General features: G+C 35.5%; 15 protein-coding genes. 9 read left to right on the forward strand and 6 right to left on the reverse strand.

Annotation, left to right across the window (positions count from 1 at the left end):
- Nucleotides 1–802 precede the first annotated feature (802 nt).
- The 3 genes from GH741_RS20735 (at nt 803) to GH741_RS20745 (ending at nt 3,026) form a co-directional block, all read left to right on the forward strand.
- A complete protein-coding gene (locus GH741_RS20735; RefSeq protein WP_153738667.1) occupies nt 803–1,153 on the forward strand; it encodes a sulfurtransferase in 351 nt (116 codons plus the stop codon).
- A gap of 30 nt (nt 1,154–1,183) precedes the next feature.
- A complete protein-coding gene (locus GH741_RS20740) occupies nt 1,184–1,444 on the forward strand; it encodes a metal-sensitive transcriptional regulator (protein ID WP_153738668.1) in 261 nt (86 codons plus the stop codon).
- A gap of 169 nt (nt 1,445–1,613) precedes the next feature.
- Entirely contained in the window at nt 1,614–3,026 is a 1,413-nt protein-coding gene (locus GH741_RS20745; RefSeq protein WP_153738669.1) for a SpoVR family protein, read from the forward strand.
- Between the two features lie 152 nt (nt 3,027–3,178).
- On the opposite strand, the gene GH741_RS20750 is transcribed toward GH741_RS20745, so the two are convergent.
- From GH741_RS20750 to GH741_RS20760, 3 genes are all read right to left on the reverse strand, one after another.
- A complete protein-coding gene (locus GH741_RS20750) occupies nt 3,179–3,367 on the reverse strand; it encodes a hypothetical protein (protein WP_153738670.1) in 189 nt (62 codons plus the stop codon).
- A 299-nt stretch (nt 3,368–3,666) separates the two neighbouring features.
- Nucleotides 3,667–4,488 carry an alpha/beta fold hydrolase gene (locus tag GH741_RS20755; protein WP_153738671.1) on the reverse strand — a complete coding sequence of 274 codons (822 nt, stop codon included), beginning with the start codon at nt 4,486–4,488 and terminating at the stop codon, nt 3,667–3,669.
- Nucleotides 4,489–4,632: 144 nt separating this feature from the next.
- Nucleotides 4,633–5,268 (reverse strand): FMN-dependent NADH-azoreductase, encoded by a 636-nt coding sequence (locus tag GH741_RS20760; protein ID WP_153738672.1) that lies wholly within the window; start codon nt 5,266–5,268, stop codon nt 4,633–4,635.
- A 260-nt stretch (nt 5,269–5,528) separates the two neighbouring features.
- Here GH741_RS20760 and GH741_RS20765 point away from each other — a divergent pair, with 260 nt between their 5' ends.
- Both GH741_RS20765 and GH741_RS20770 read left to right on the forward strand, forming a co-directional pair.
- The gene (locus GH741_RS20765) at nt 5,529–5,891 is read left to right on the forward strand and encodes an ArsR/SmtB family transcription factor (RefSeq protein WP_240795584.1); all 363 of its coding nucleotides are present in this window, start codon (nt 5,529–5,531) and stop codon (nt 5,889–5,891) included.
- Nucleotides 5,875–7,989, forward strand: coding sequence for a heavy metal translocating P-type ATPase (locus tag GH741_RS20770; RefSeq protein WP_153738674.1), 2,115 nt, complete (start codon nt 5,875–5,877; stop codon nt 7,987–7,989). The genes GH741_RS20765 and GH741_RS20770 overlap by 17 nt, the downstream gene beginning before the upstream one ends.
- 91 nt (nt 7,990–8,080) lie before the next feature.
- Here the strand turns inward: GH741_RS20770 and GH741_RS20775 are convergent, their stop codons facing one another.
- Both GH741_RS20775 and GH741_RS20780 read right to left on the reverse strand, forming a co-directional pair.
- Nucleotides 8,081–8,683 (reverse strand): YczE/YyaS/YitT family protein, encoded by a 603-nt coding sequence (locus GH741_RS20775; RefSeq protein WP_153738675.1) that lies wholly within the window; start codon nt 8,681–8,683, stop codon nt 8,081–8,083.
- 171 nt (nt 8,684–8,854) lie between these two features.
- Nucleotides 8,855–8,995, reverse strand: coding sequence for a hypothetical protein (locus tag GH741_RS20780; protein WP_153738676.1), 141 nt, complete (start codon nt 8,993–8,995; stop codon nt 8,855–8,857).
- 168 nt (nt 8,996–9,163) lie between these two features.
- Between GH741_RS20780 and GH741_RS20785 the strand changes: the two genes are divergently transcribed.
- The gene (locus GH741_RS20785) at nt 9,164–9,364 is read left to right on the forward strand and encodes a cold-shock protein (RefSeq protein ID WP_153738677.1); all 201 of its coding nucleotides are present in this window, start codon (nt 9,164–9,166) and stop codon (nt 9,362–9,364) included.
- 222 nt (nt 9,365–9,586) lie between these two features.
- A complete protein-coding gene (gene fabI, locus GH741_RS20790) occupies nt 9,587–10,366 on the forward strand; it encodes an enoyl-ACP reductase FabI (RefSeq protein ID WP_153738678.1) in 780 nt (259 codons plus the stop codon).
- Nucleotides 10,367–10,447: 81 nt separating this feature from the next.
- Here the strand turns inward: fabI and GH741_RS20795 are convergent, their stop codons facing one another.
- Entirely contained in the window at nt 10,448–10,981 is a 534-nt protein-coding gene (locus tag GH741_RS20795; RefSeq protein WP_240795585.1) for a CBO0543 family protein, read from the reverse strand.
- 180 nt (nt 10,982–11,161) lie between these two features.
- On the opposite strand from GH741_RS20795, the gene GH741_RS20800 reads away from it, so the two are divergent.
- Nucleotides 11,162–11,674: a CBO0543 family protein gene (locus GH741_RS20800; protein ID WP_153738679.1), complete on the forward strand. Its 513-nt coding sequence runs from the start codon at nt 11,162–11,164 to the stop codon at nt 11,672–11,674.
- Complete coding sequence (locus GH741_RS20805) at nt 11,667–13,250, forward strand: spore germination protein (RefSeq protein WP_153738680.1); 1,584 nt, start codon at nt 11,667–11,669, stop codon at nt 13,248–13,250. The genes GH741_RS20800 and GH741_RS20805 overlap by 8 nt, the downstream gene beginning before the upstream one ends.
- Nucleotides 13,251–13,252: the final 2 nt, after the last annotated feature.

A 13,252-nucleotide genomic window follows, 5' to 3' on the forward strand; every position in this document is an offset into this window, starting at 1 on the left:
TAACAAGTACTGATCCGGAAGTAGCATAATCTAAAACAAATATCAGTTAAGGATATGTTGGCTCTTCAAAAAAGATAATTATTGTAGGGTCTAATTTCTTATTGCCTTTTCACGTGAAGATTTTCATACAAAGAAAATTGGTTTGTATTTTCGAGGAGTCGACTGCCCTCCACTCCAATCAACCACCATATAAGTGTAGGAGCAAATACAACAAAATACTTATGTAAGAAATACACGAAGATCTATAAAAATACAAATCTTTGCGAGATGAAACTTTCAAAAATGAATAGTGATATTAATGAATTAAAATTTTTTGAGGTTCAACTTACTTGAACAGAAAGCTATTCTAAGCTTCGGAAAAATGCGACACTCCTATGGGAAAGGAACAGTCTGAAGACCCCGCAACGAGCGATTTTTCTCGTGAGGAGGCTGAAGCGTTCCCCATGGAAAGGGAGTGTTTTTCCGAAGCGATGGATGATCACTCATCCTATAAAGGATGGGGTACAGTCACACAAAGTTACGTCGCAATTTATATCAACTATGCGGAAAGAGCAAATTTTAAACTTATAAAAGGACCTTTACTTCCACCTAAATTTAACTTAATATGATGTACAGGATAATTTTAAGGGTCCGAAAACTTCAGTGGATTGGTTCATGAAAAACAATTAGTTAGATTATTAAACTAAAAAGTGTTAGATTGTAAAAGGGAGTTAGTAAAGATCAAATACGACTTCAGTAACACTAATACCGTTTAGGATATAATATATAAATTATTCACATAGAGAAGTCAGGAGGAGAAAACATGATTATAATAATCATTGCTTTTCTTACTAGTATAGCGTTGTATTTGATATATTTAAGGTATGTTCCTATAAAGGGAATTCCTTGTGTAGATATAAAAAGTAACCAGATGGAACAGTCAAATTTAAAATTAGATATAAGAGATTATAATTCGTCAGCAAAACAGGAGATACAAGGATCTGTTGTGATGCCAGTTGCATACCTAAAAAGGTACTACCGCGATATACCTGTTAATGAAGTTCATGTCATTGCCTCAGACCGTATAGAAAAAAACTTAGGGATTCGTTTCCTGCGTAATAAAGGATTTAAAGTAATCGGATATTCATTAACGAATTGTAATTGTAGCGACTAAAACAACAATTTGGTAAAGGAGATAAAGGTTATGGAGTACACTGATCAAATGAAAAACAGAGTAAAACGAATTGAAGGTCAATTAAGAGGCATTTTAAAAATGATGGAAGAAAATAGTGATTGTAGAGATGTGATTACCCAAATGTCAGCAGCTAGGACTGCAATTGATCGCACAATGGGTGTGGTCGTGAGTTCTAATCTTGTAGAATGCGTCCGTCAAGCTGATAAAAATGGGGAAGATACCGAGGAATTTGTAAATGAAGCGGTAAATCTATTAGTTAAAAGTAGATAACAAGGTAAAAGGGCTGTAGAGGCCTTTTTATTTTGTTATTTTTTATACCCTTGTAGGTAAAATGATTATGTTCCTAGCTCTCAAATAGCATCAAGGACAACTGTCCATAACATCTTTTCAATGCTTGATTCATATAGTATAGGTAATACATCAAAAGGGGAGATCGTTTTTGAAACAATCAGATCAAAAACAATTGGAAAGAGCAATTGAAGAAATAACGGAAATCGCAAAGGGCTTTGGGTTAGACTTTTATCCAATGCGATATGAAGTTTGTCCTCCTGAAATTATCTATACATTTGGTGCCTATGGTATGCCAACAAGATTCTCACATTGGAGCTTTGGTAAACAGTTTCATAAGATGAAGCTACAGTACGATTTGGGTCTAAGTAAGATTTATGAACTGGTCATTAATTCTAATCCTTGTTATGCTTTTTTATTAAATTCAAATAGTTTAATTCAGAACAAATTGATTGTTGCACATGTGTTAGCTCATTGTGATTTCTTTAAAAATAATGCCCGTTTTCAAAATACAAAAGTAGATATGGTGGAGAGTATGTCTGCAACAGCAGAGCGGATTGCGGCATACGAAAAGATCTATGGAATTGAAGAGGTTGAATCATTTCTAAATGCTATTCTGGCTATTCAAGAGCATATTGATCCTACCTTGGTTAAACCCAAGCTTGATTGGGAGATAGAGGAATTTGAAGAAGAAGCTCCAGTTAAAACCAGCCAATATGATGATCTGTGGAAATTAGATGATGATAAAACCAAAAAGAATTCTGCACCAAGAAACAAGAAAAAGCCATTCCCACCTAGATCAGAAAAAGATTTGTTATTGTTCATTGAAGAGTATTCTCAAAATTTAGAGGATTGGCAAAGAGATATTTTAACGATGATGCGAGCAGAGATGTTATATTTTTGGCCACAATTGGAAACTAAAATTATGAACGAAGGCTGGGCTTCCTATTGGCATCAAAGAATTCTTAGAGAAATGGACCTGACAACCAATGAAGCAATTGAATTTGCTTCGCTAAATGCAGGAGTTGTTCAACCTTCCAAGACACAAATAAATCCCTATTACCTTGGTTTGAAAATGTTTGAAGATATAGAAGAACGTTTTGACAATCCAACGGAGGAAATGAGACGTTGGGGAGCAGAGCCTGGTAAAGGTCGAGAAAAAATGTTTGAGGTACGTGAAATCGAATCCGATATATCATTTGTCCGAAACTATTTGACGAAGGAGTTTGTCGATCGCGAAGATTTATATTTGTTTGAAAAACAAGGTAATGAATACAAGATTACCGATAAAAGCTGGGAAAACGTTCGGGATCAACTGATTTCAATGCGACTAAACGGAGGATTCCCATATATCACTGTCGAAAATGGCGACTTCTATCATAACGGAGAATTATATCTGAAACACCAATACGAAGATGTGGAGTTAGATCTAACTTATTTAGAAAAAACATTACCATATATCCATCAGTTATGGGGTCGAACGGTTCATATGGAGACTGTTGTGGAGGATAAAAACGTCCTGTTCAGTTATGAAGGGAATAAAGTAATGAAGAAGTATTTGTAAGGAAGTAGACGACAACTTAACGAGTTCTGTTTCCTGGTGTGAATATTTTAAGTGTAATACAAATAGACCGTCAAACTACATTGATTTGATGGTCTTATTATTTATATATATAGGGTGAATATCAATATGTTGGTACCCTTAAAATGATTATTTTAGTAGATAATGTAGGAGGCGTTCCTATTTTTTAGATTGACTCCCTTTTCTCTTGCTGCATCTTCAATCAAACCTAATTCAAAATACATCGCTTCAGAAAGAAATTTTTGTGCAATTTGTTTCTTTAACATTATATATAAACCAGCTAATTCTGTTGTGGATAGATTTTGATAAACTTGACCTCTCATTAACTCGAACTACCCCATCCCTTAATTACTTTATTGTAACTCTTGTAAATAACCCACCCTTTTATAACCTGGAATCTTCCCAATGATAGTAGCATTTATGGTAATCTTTTACAATCAGGGGATTCCCTGATATTCACAGAATACATATACAATGAGGATTCTTTCATATGGAGACTGTTGTGAGGATAAAAACGTTCTGTTCAGTTATGAAGGGAATAAAGTAATGAAGAAGTATTTGTAGAGGAAGCAGGCGATAAGCCTACTTCTTTTTGTGGATAAAAATTATTACTGGAAGGTCCCTATCTGACCATAGATAGATGTTCTAATAATTCCTTTGCTACAATACTAGGTTGATCAATCATTGAATAGTGACTCGCATTAGGAATTATTTTAAAGGATGAATTTGGTACGGATTGATGTAGTAGTTTCCCCCAATATGGTACAAGGTATCTGTCATGCTGGCCCCAGAGAAAAGTTGCGGGACATTTAATGGTAGGTAAATATGGAACCAAGTCTTCAGTTTGGCGATGATCTAAAGCCAACGAGGCTTGACGTAGCTCTTCTGGTCCTGTTGGAGTATTAAAGGGCTCAGTAAACTGATAAATTAATTCTGGTGTTAATAGAGAAGGATAGAAGACTCCTTCTCGTAGCATTCGTTCTATAAACAAGGGTGATGGAACAAATTCTTCAGCTACCGGATACCGGATGGAGACCACTTTGGGAAGAGGCCAATTTGAGAAGCATACACCATCGATCACCGCAATACTTTTTACTCTATTAGGATGTGTTACGGCTAAGATTTGGACGATACCTCCACCAAGATCATGTCCCACAAAATGTGCAGTAGGGATGTTTAGTTGATCCAACGCATTAAGAATATAGTTTGCTTGCTTAGGAAGGGTTAAATCATAATATGGACCTCGATCTGAATTACCATATCCAATTAATTCAACAGCTAGAACAGCGTAATTTTGTTTGAGGTAGGGGATAACTCGATCCCATAAATGGGAATTGGTGGGGATTCCATGTATTAATACAACAACCTCACTACAATTTGAGTCATTAAAAAAGCGAACATTCATTTCATAACTTCCAACATTTATTTTCTTTCCTTGGTGCATTTTTTTACCCCTCTCGAAATTAGTATCGTTGTAATCTATGCCTTACGTTTGCCTAGTGTGATTACACCTAATTTCGTTTGAAAGAACTAACTATGTAAAATCCTCAAAAAAGATAGCAGACTTTCGCCTGCTATCAATACCAGATTAAAACTTAGAAGCGAATTCCTTGGCTCGTGCAATTGCATTACTTTTGATTTCTTCTGCTTTTTCGGGCGTAGCATCATGTCCTTCGACAAATAAGCCTTCAAAAGAGGGTACTCCGAAGAAATTCATTAGTACTTTTAAATAACGGTGAGCCATTTCCAAATCAGCTGCCGGACCATACGAATAGATACCTCCACTGGCTTGAATGTGCAATGCTTTTTTTTCAGTTAGAAGTCCAACAGGTCCCTGATCAGTATGTTTAAAAGCTTTTCCTGCTACAGCTACGGAGTCAAGGTAAGTTTTCATTATTGGCGGAAACAAAAGATTCCATAAAGGAGTTACAAAAACATATTTATCGGCGTTTACAAACTGCTCACTTAACTCCGATAAACGACTAACTTTTGCTTTCTCTTCATTTGAGAGCTCTTCAAATCCTTGTCCCGACTGTAGTTTCCCCCAACCCTGAAATACATCTGCATCGATATGTGGAATGTGTTCCTCGTACAGGTCAATATGAATAACTTCATCATTTTTATTTACTTCCTTGTAAGCGTCAATAAATTCTTTCCCAACAGCCATACTGTAGGATTTGGTTTCATCAAATGGATTGGCTGTAATATATAATACTTTTGCCATAATATTTCACCCTTTCAAGTTATCGTTTTAATCTTGAATTTAATAAACTATAAAGACTAACATAACTATAATGTAATTCGACTTGAGAGTATGTTAATTATATCACAATCAAAGGTAAAAATTGGATAATTAATATAAAATATTGTTACAATTTAAAGAACAAAAGTAAACTGGTTATTATTCAAACTATCGTTTGACTATTTTTAATTTATTGCATACAATATAATCAAACGATGATTTGATTGATGGGAGGTAATATTTTGAAAGATCGATGTGATGTGTATTGTTATGATGAAGATAAGGTGGAGCGTGTTCGAACATCTATTAAAGATGTGGACTTAGAGTTATCAGTTAACGTATTTAAAGCATTAGCAGATCCTAACAGATTACAGATAGCTATAGCGCTAACAAATGAAGAGGAAATTTGTGTTTGTGATGCAGCAAATATTATTAATTCTACAATCGCAACTGCTTCACATCATTTAAGGTATTTAAAAAAAGTAGGTTTGGCAGAGCATCGAAAAGAAGGCAAACTTGTATTTTATTATTTAAAAGATGAAGATACTAAACAATCGATTATGAATGCAATAATACCTAAAAGAGAGGATGTTTCCATTGTCTGAAGTTACTACTGTATTTCATGTTAAGGGTATGGATTGAGCGGATTGTGCAGCTCAGTTTGAGCAGCAGGTTAAAAAAATTAACAGTGTGAAAGATGCTGAAATTAATTTTACTAGTGGGAAAATTACCGTTTATGGTGATGTCACTTTAAAACAAATGAGAAAAGCAGGATCTTTTGAAGGATACGAGGTTTTTTTAGAGGGGGAAGCAATAGAACAGACATCATTTTTCAAAAAGAAGTCTACAATTAAAATAATCGTCTCTATGCTATTAATAGTTGCGGGATTTATCTTAAATTACGTCTATGGAGAAAGTATCTTTTCGGTTGGGTTTTATGGAGCATCGATTGTTGTGGGAGGTTATACGTTATTTCGAAAAGGCTTAAGAAATCTCTTTCATCTTCAATTTGATATGAATACCTTAATGACAATTGCTGTCTTAGGAGCTGCGGCAATCGGTGAGTGGGGTGAAGGTGCTACTGTTGTTATCCTGTTTGCAATAAGTGAGGTGCTTGAAAGCTATTCAATGGATAAAGCACGACAATCAATCCGATCATTAATGGATATTGCTCCAAAGGATGCTTTAATTCGAAGAGATAATCAAGAAATAACTGTATCTGTGGATAATATTCGAGTAGGCGATATCATGATTGTAAAACCAGGTCAAAAGCTAGCAATGGACGGAACTGTTGTAAATGGGAGTTCAGCGATTAATCAAGCAGCAATTACGGGGGAAAGTCTTCCTGTTGAAAAACTAGTTGGGGATGAAGTGTTTGCTGGAACACTCAATGAAGAGGGTCTAATAGAGGTTGAAGTAACAAAGACCGTTGAGGATACAACAATAGCAAAAATCATTCACTTGGTAGAAGAAGCTCAAGCGGAAAGAGCTCCTTCACAGGCATTCATAGATAGGTTTGCTAGGATTTATACACCTATTATTATTCTGTTAGCCATAGGTATCGCACTCATTCCTCCATTAGCTTTTGGCGGTTCTTGGGAAGAGTGGATTTATCGGGGTCTAGCCGTACTAGTTGTTGGTTGTCCATGTGCACTGGTGATATCAACCCCTGTTGCCATTGTTACTGCTATTGGAAATGCAGCCCGCAATGGTGTGTTAATTAAGGGTGGCGTATATTTAGAACAAACTGGTGCAATAAACACAATAGCTTTTGATAAGACTGGGACTCTGACTAAAGGCAAACCGGAAGTTACTGACATAGTAACATTCAGTGACGATAAAAAACATTGGCTCTCAATTGTTGCAGCTATTGAATACGGATCCCAGCATCCTTTAGCCTCTGCAATTATTAGGAAAACAGAGAAAGAGAATATTCAATATAGACAACACAATGTAAAAGAATTTTCTTCTATCACTGGAAAAGGTGTCAAAGCAACAATTAGTGAAGTGAACTATTATGTTGGCAGTCCTTCCTTATTTACTGAGGTGCTAGTGAATGGCATGCCAAATGACATCCATGATAAAATTAAACAACTTCAGAGTCATGGCAAAACAGTCATGGTACTAGGTACAGAAAACGAGGTATTATCTCTGATTGCGGTTGCAGATGAAGTAAGAGAGAGTAGCAAGGCCGTGATTGAAAAATTGAACAAATTAGGGATAAAAAATACGATTATGTTGACTGGGGATAATCACGCGACGGCAGAAGCAATTGGAAAACAAGTGGGAGTGAATAAAGTGTATTCAGAGCTGCTACCACAGGATAAATTAGCAGCAATTAAAAAACTTCAGAAAACCGGAAGTGTTGCGATGGTTGGCGATGGAGTTAATGATGCTCCTGCATTAGCTGCATCGACGGTTGGAATTGCGATGGGTGGTGCAGGAACTGATACAGCTATTGAAACTGCAGATGTAGCTCTAATGGCAGATGATTTAACTAAATTACCTTTTACAATCAAGTTAAGTAGAAGTGCACTGAAAATTATTAAGCAAAACATTACTTTTTCCTTAGTAATCAAAGCGATTGCATTACTTCTAATTTTCCCAGGGTGGCTTACGCTTTGGATGGCAATTTTTGCTGATATGGGTGCAACATTGTTAGTGACACTTAATGGATTAAGACTTCTCGCTGTGAAAGACTAAATAAAGAAGAACAGGGGCTCATCCTCTGTTCTTGCTACTATTACTAAATAAAAAAACATTAGCATTAGCTAATGTTTTTTTAAATTGATTTTTAACTATAACGAGCATATATTTTTTCTACCCTAGGTTGAAGTATATGAATAATAGGGCCAATGAGCACAGTTACCAAAATGGTTCCAATTCCGATTGGTCCGCTAAATATAAGAGCAAAAGTAAAAGCTATCAGCTCACCTATCGTTTTGGCGACACTCATTCGGAAACCGAATCGAGTATGAATTGCAATCATCAAATTATCAATTGGTACGGGTGCGAATTTCGCCTGGAGATAGATGGTGATTCCTAATGATAATAAAAACAAACCGGCAAAGAAAAGTAAGAATTTCATGCCTAAGTTTTGTGGATCTACCTGGTTTAATAAAATAAGCCAAAAATCAACTCCAAAACCAACAATGAAAATAGTGATTAGGGCATAAAAATCAGGTTTTCTTTTTAGTAACAGGGAATTTATGACGATTAAAATGATTCCAACAAGAATGACCCAGGTTCCAACGGTAAATGCTATGCTAGACAATCCTACGTTCAGAGCATCCCATGCCCCTGTTCCCATTTCTGATTTGATTGTTAATGTGACCCCAAAGGATAATACAAGTAGGCCAATGACATAACTTAAAATTCTCGGTAAACTTAACTTCATGGATAATCTCCTTCTAGTACAAATACATTTTTCACAGGTATAAAACTATATCACATTTGCTATTCGAAAGAAATAAAGCTATGACATTATTTAAAAAAGGTATAAAACAGTTAAATCGGTATTATGGAAATATTAACACCGATTTAACTGTTAAATCTGGACCTATTTTTTTTATCTTTTCTTCTTAAATTGATTCAAATCTTTTGTTCCTTCTGGTGTTAGGGCCTCTTCATCTCTTCTGTCTTTTTTCGATGCATAGTGGAAGTTAGTAAGTTTTCCGGTATCTTTTGGTTGGTATGGCTTTTCATCCATATTAAAAACCTCCTGATTTAAGATCGGTACAGCGTTATTATCAGTAAACAGAGTCGGGCTTATACAAAAAAATATTAACTAATTATGTTTTAAAAAAGATATATGTGGTAATAATAACTATGCAAGATTAATTGCAATATTAAGCAGTATGCTAGGAGGCAACAAGTTATGGAACAAGGTAAAGTAAAATGGTTTAATGGTGAAAAAGGCTTTGGATTTATCGAACGTGAAGGTGGAGATGATGTATTTGTACACTTCTCAGCAATTGAAGGAGAAGGGTACAAGTCATTAGATGAAGGCCAAGATGTCGAATTTGACATTGAAGAAGGTCAACGTGGGCCACAAGCTACAAACGTCCGTAAACTTTAATTAATATGACGTCAAGGTTGCGTGCCGTTGTTATTGTCGATATAAATTCAATGGTATAAGTAACAACTTATAGAAAGAGTAGGCACTTTTGCCTACTCTTTCTGTGTGTATTAGGCATTATTGTTTTAATAATGGAATCCTCTTATAGGATATGGGTTTATAGATTTCAATAACGTGTTAAAATAAGAATAAATATACTAAATAAGTATTATGGAGGTAAGAATGGAAGATTTACTTCAGCTAAAAGACAAGAATATAGTAGTTATGGGAGTTGCAAACGAACGGAGCCTAGCATGGGGAGTAGCAAGATCATTATATAAGGCTGGGGCAAACTTAATTTTTACATATCGAAAAGAACGTTCTCAAACTAAGTTAGTCAAGCTTTTAGAAAATAACAATTTTGATGCAAAATTAATTGTTCAATGTGACGTTAATAACGATGAAAGTATTAAGGATGCATTTTCTGAAATTAACAGTCAGGTTGGACGTGTTGATGGTGTTGTACATTCGATCGCATTTGCACATGGGGAGGACTTGAAAGGAGACTTCGTTGAAACGTCCAGAAGTGGTTATGCATTTGCTCAAGATACGAGTGCCTACTCGTTAATTGCAGTTGCACGGGAAGCTAAACCTTATATGACTGATGGTGGTTCTATTATTACGATGAGCGCTCTTGGGGCAGAAAGGGCTCTTGAAGGTTATAAAGTAATGGGAGTAGCGAAAGCCGCTTTGGAATCAGCAGTGAAGTATCTTGCGTTGGACTTGGGCAAATATAATATTAGAGTTAATGCTATTTCAGCAGGTCCAATCCGCACACTTGCAGCTAAAGGGATTCCTTCATTTAACGAGATGCTACGTGGCATCGAGGAAAAAGCACCTCTTAAGAAAAATGTGACACAAGAAGAAGTTGGAGATATGACTCTTACTATGTTAAGTAACCTTTCTCGAGGTGTTACCGGTGAAATTGTCCATGTTGATTCTGGATATAATATTATGGGTTAACTCAAGGGATATAAGATTTAAAAATAAATTAAACCTTCACACCGATTGCAGTGTGAGGGTTTTTTTTTTATGTAATGGGATTTATCTTTCTTCAACAGGTAAATGTACCGGTACATCAAAGTACCATAAGAGGATAAGAGCTATTGGTAGAGACAACGAATAGGCGATTAATGGTTTCTTGTAAAACAGCATCAACATAGGGAACATAATACAGTCAAAGCCAGCTGACCAATACAAATTCCATCCGTATTGATATTCAATATGCCCAGTGAAAGTCATGATTAGTTCAAATCCTGCATAAATAAAAATCCAATAGGAATAATGGGAAATTACTCTAAATTTGGTCTGAGGATAATTACCAACAAAAAGGAGTACTGTTCCTGGGAATATAATAAATGTGTATAACATTTCGGTTAAGGTGTGATTGGATAGAAAGTCAGCATCCAATCGCCATAAAAAATAACTTGCTGTTAAAAAGTTATAAGTTAAATTTCCAATCGCAATATAAAGCATGACGGAGTGGTATTCTCTCCAATTTCTCCAATCCCCCCATCGCCAAACAGAAAAAACCGTCAAAATAGCTAGTCCTACATGCATCGAATCATTCCTTGACATATCTTTTTTAAGGTGAAGATAGTTCTTTTTCCCTTACTATCTTCTTTGCAAAGTATTTTATGTATCGTCCCAACTAAATCGATTGATATAAGACCTCATATTTTAATTCTCCTTGAATAAAAACTTGTCAATTGAAAATGCTAAAAATTAGCATGAAGATGGTGCAGAGGTGACTTAGCAGTGTACAAAATAAGAGATAAATCAATTTTATACGGAATAACATTACTCGGTTTTCTACTCTTACTATTTGCATTAAATAAAAAGCCGAGAAAAGACTGGCTAATCGTCTTTCTTTTGGAAACCCTTATTGCAAATTTTATAGGGAATATAGTTGTAGCTAATAAAAGGTTAGTTTTTCCAATTCGTTTATTTCCAAAAGCATTCCAAAGTAGTGTACTATATGACAATTTACTACTTCCATTAATGTGTGTATTTTATAACCAAACTACTTATCATACGAAATTAGTAGGGATGATCATTCAATCGTTTCTTTATAGTATTCCAATGACAATTATTGAAGTGATATTGGAAAGGAAAACAAAATTAATTGACTATAAGAAATGGAACTGGAGCTACACTTTATTTTCTCTTTCGGGAACATTCCTACTATCAAGAGGATTAATGGGATTCATCAGAAGGTGGTCTAGGTCACAGGGAAAAGAAGCTAGTGAAACGGGAGAAGATCATGAGTAGATTTAAAATCTTTAATACGTTGAAAGATAATAAAGAAACAGTAGATAAAATCTCAGATGATAATAACAAATCATTACATAAAGATATTAGCAAAAACATATCTGAAGTCAAACAAATGTTAGGTAATAGCTTCGATATTGTAACTAGAGAAATTAAAATTGGTGAAACTAATTCAATAGAAGCAGTTGTTATCTATACGGATGGTTTGGTTGATAAAGATTTAGTTCATAATTATGTGTTGGAAACCCTCATGATTGATGTAAGAAAAGCTGAGTCTGAAAAAAAAATAAATAGTGACCAGGAATTATATAACTTCATTAAAAATTCTACACTTACGACAGTAGAGCTAAAGGAAATCGATATTTTTCCGGATTTATATCATCACTTACTTTCTGGAGATACAATTGTATTGTTGAATGGATTTCCTAAAGGGTTTGCCGTTGGATCAAGAGGGTGGGAGGACAGGGGTGTACAAGAGCCTAGCTCCCAACAAGTAGTAAGAGGGCCAAAAGATGCCTTTACAGAAACATTAAGAACGAACACAGCGCTAATTAGAAGAAGAATTAAGGATCCAAATCTTTGGATTGAGACTCAAAAGATCGGTAAAAAGACACAAACAGATGTTGCGATTGCCTATATTAATGGTCTAGTAACTGAGGATATTGTATTAGAGGTTAAGCAACGCTTAAATAAAATAGATATTGATTCGATTCTTGAAAGTGGCTACATTGAAGAGCTTATCCAGGATGAAGCATACACACCATTTCCTACTATGTATAATTCGGAGAGACCAGATTCAATTAGTGCAGGTTTACTAGAAGGGAGGGTGGCTATTTTAGTTGATGGTACTCCCTTTGTGTTATTAGTTCCGGCATTATTTATTGATTTCTTTCAGTCCAGTGAAGATTACTACCAACGAAGTGATATTGGTAGTCTAATTAGGTTACTTCGATTCTTTGCTTTCTTTTTGGCTTTGTTGACACCTTCTGCATACATTGCATTAACTACTTTTCACCAGGAAATGATACCTACCACATTATTAACTAGTATTGCTGCCCAACGAGAAGGAGTCCCTTTTCCAGCATTCATTGAAGCCTTAATAATGGAAATAACATTTGAAATTTTACGTGAAGCTGGAGTCCGATTGCCTAGAGCTGTTGGTTCCGCTATTTCAATTGTTGGCGCGTTGGTGTTAGGTCAAGCAGCTGTCGAGGCTGGGATTGTTTCAGCTACAATGGTTATTGTTGTGTCACTTACCGCAATTAGTAGTTTTGTATCACCTACCTATAACATGGCAATTTCGGTCCGCATGTTACGCTTCGGTTTTATGATTTTAGCAGCTACATTTGGGCTATATGGTATCATTCTTGGATTAATATTAATGGTTCTTCATCTAACGGGGCTCCGCTCTTTTGGAATTCCTTATCTTTCACCAATGGCTCCATTAGCTGTTGGAGAGCAAAAAGATGCACTTATCCGGGCTCCTTTATGGATGCAAACGAGACGTCCAAAATTAATTAGTCAAAAAGACAAGATTCGTGAAAAAACGGAAAAACCAAAACCAACTAGACAATAGGT

It is taken from the genome of Aquibacillus halophilus, from assembly GCF_009649745.1.
In the GTDB taxonomy this organism is placed as follows: Bacteria; Bacillota; Bacilli; order Bacillales; family Amphibacillaceae; genus Aquibacillus; species Aquibacillus halophilus.

Coding starts and splice junctions, on each gene's coding strand:
- GH741_RS20735 (WP_153738667.1), top strand. CDS start 803: ATGATTATAATAATCATTGCTTTTCTTACTAGTATAGCGTTGTATTTG.
- GH741_RS20740 (WP_153738668.1), top strand. CDS start 1,184: ATGGAGTACACTGATCAAATGAAAAACAGAGTAAAACGAATTGAAGGT.
- GH741_RS20750 (WP_153738670.1), bottom strand. CDS start 3,367: ATGAGAGGTCAAGTTTATCAAAATCTATCCACAACAGAATTAGCTGGT.
- GH741_RS20755 (WP_153738671.1), bottom strand. CDS start 4,488: ATGCACCAAGGAAAGAAAATAAATGTTGGAAGTTATGAAATGAATGTT.
- GH741_RS20760 (WP_153738672.1), bottom strand. CDS start 5,268: ATGGCAAAAGTATTATATATTACAGCCAATCCATTTGATGAAACCAAA.
- GH741_RS20775 (WP_153738675.1), bottom strand. CDS start 8,683: ATGAAGTTAAGTTTACCGAGAATTTTAAGTTATGTCATTGGCCTACTT.
- GH741_RS20780 (WP_153738676.1), bottom strand. CDS start 8,995: ATGGATGAAAAGCCATACCAACCAAAAGATACCGGAAAACTTACTAAC.
- GH741_RS20785 (WP_153738677.1), top strand. CDS start 9,164: ATGGAACAAGGTAAAGTAAAATGGTTTAATGGTGAAAAAGGCTTTGGA.
- fabI (WP_153738678.1), top strand. CDS start 9,587: ATGGAAGATTTACTTCAGCTAAAAGACAAGAATATAGTAGTTATGGGA.
- GH741_RS20795 (WP_240795585.1), bottom strand. CDS start 10,981: ATGTCAAGGAATGATTCGATGCATGTAGGACTAGCTATTTTGACGGTT.
- GH741_RS20805 (WP_153738680.1), top strand. CDS start 11,667: ATGAGTAGATTTAAAATCTTTAATACGTTGAAAGATAATAAAGAAACA.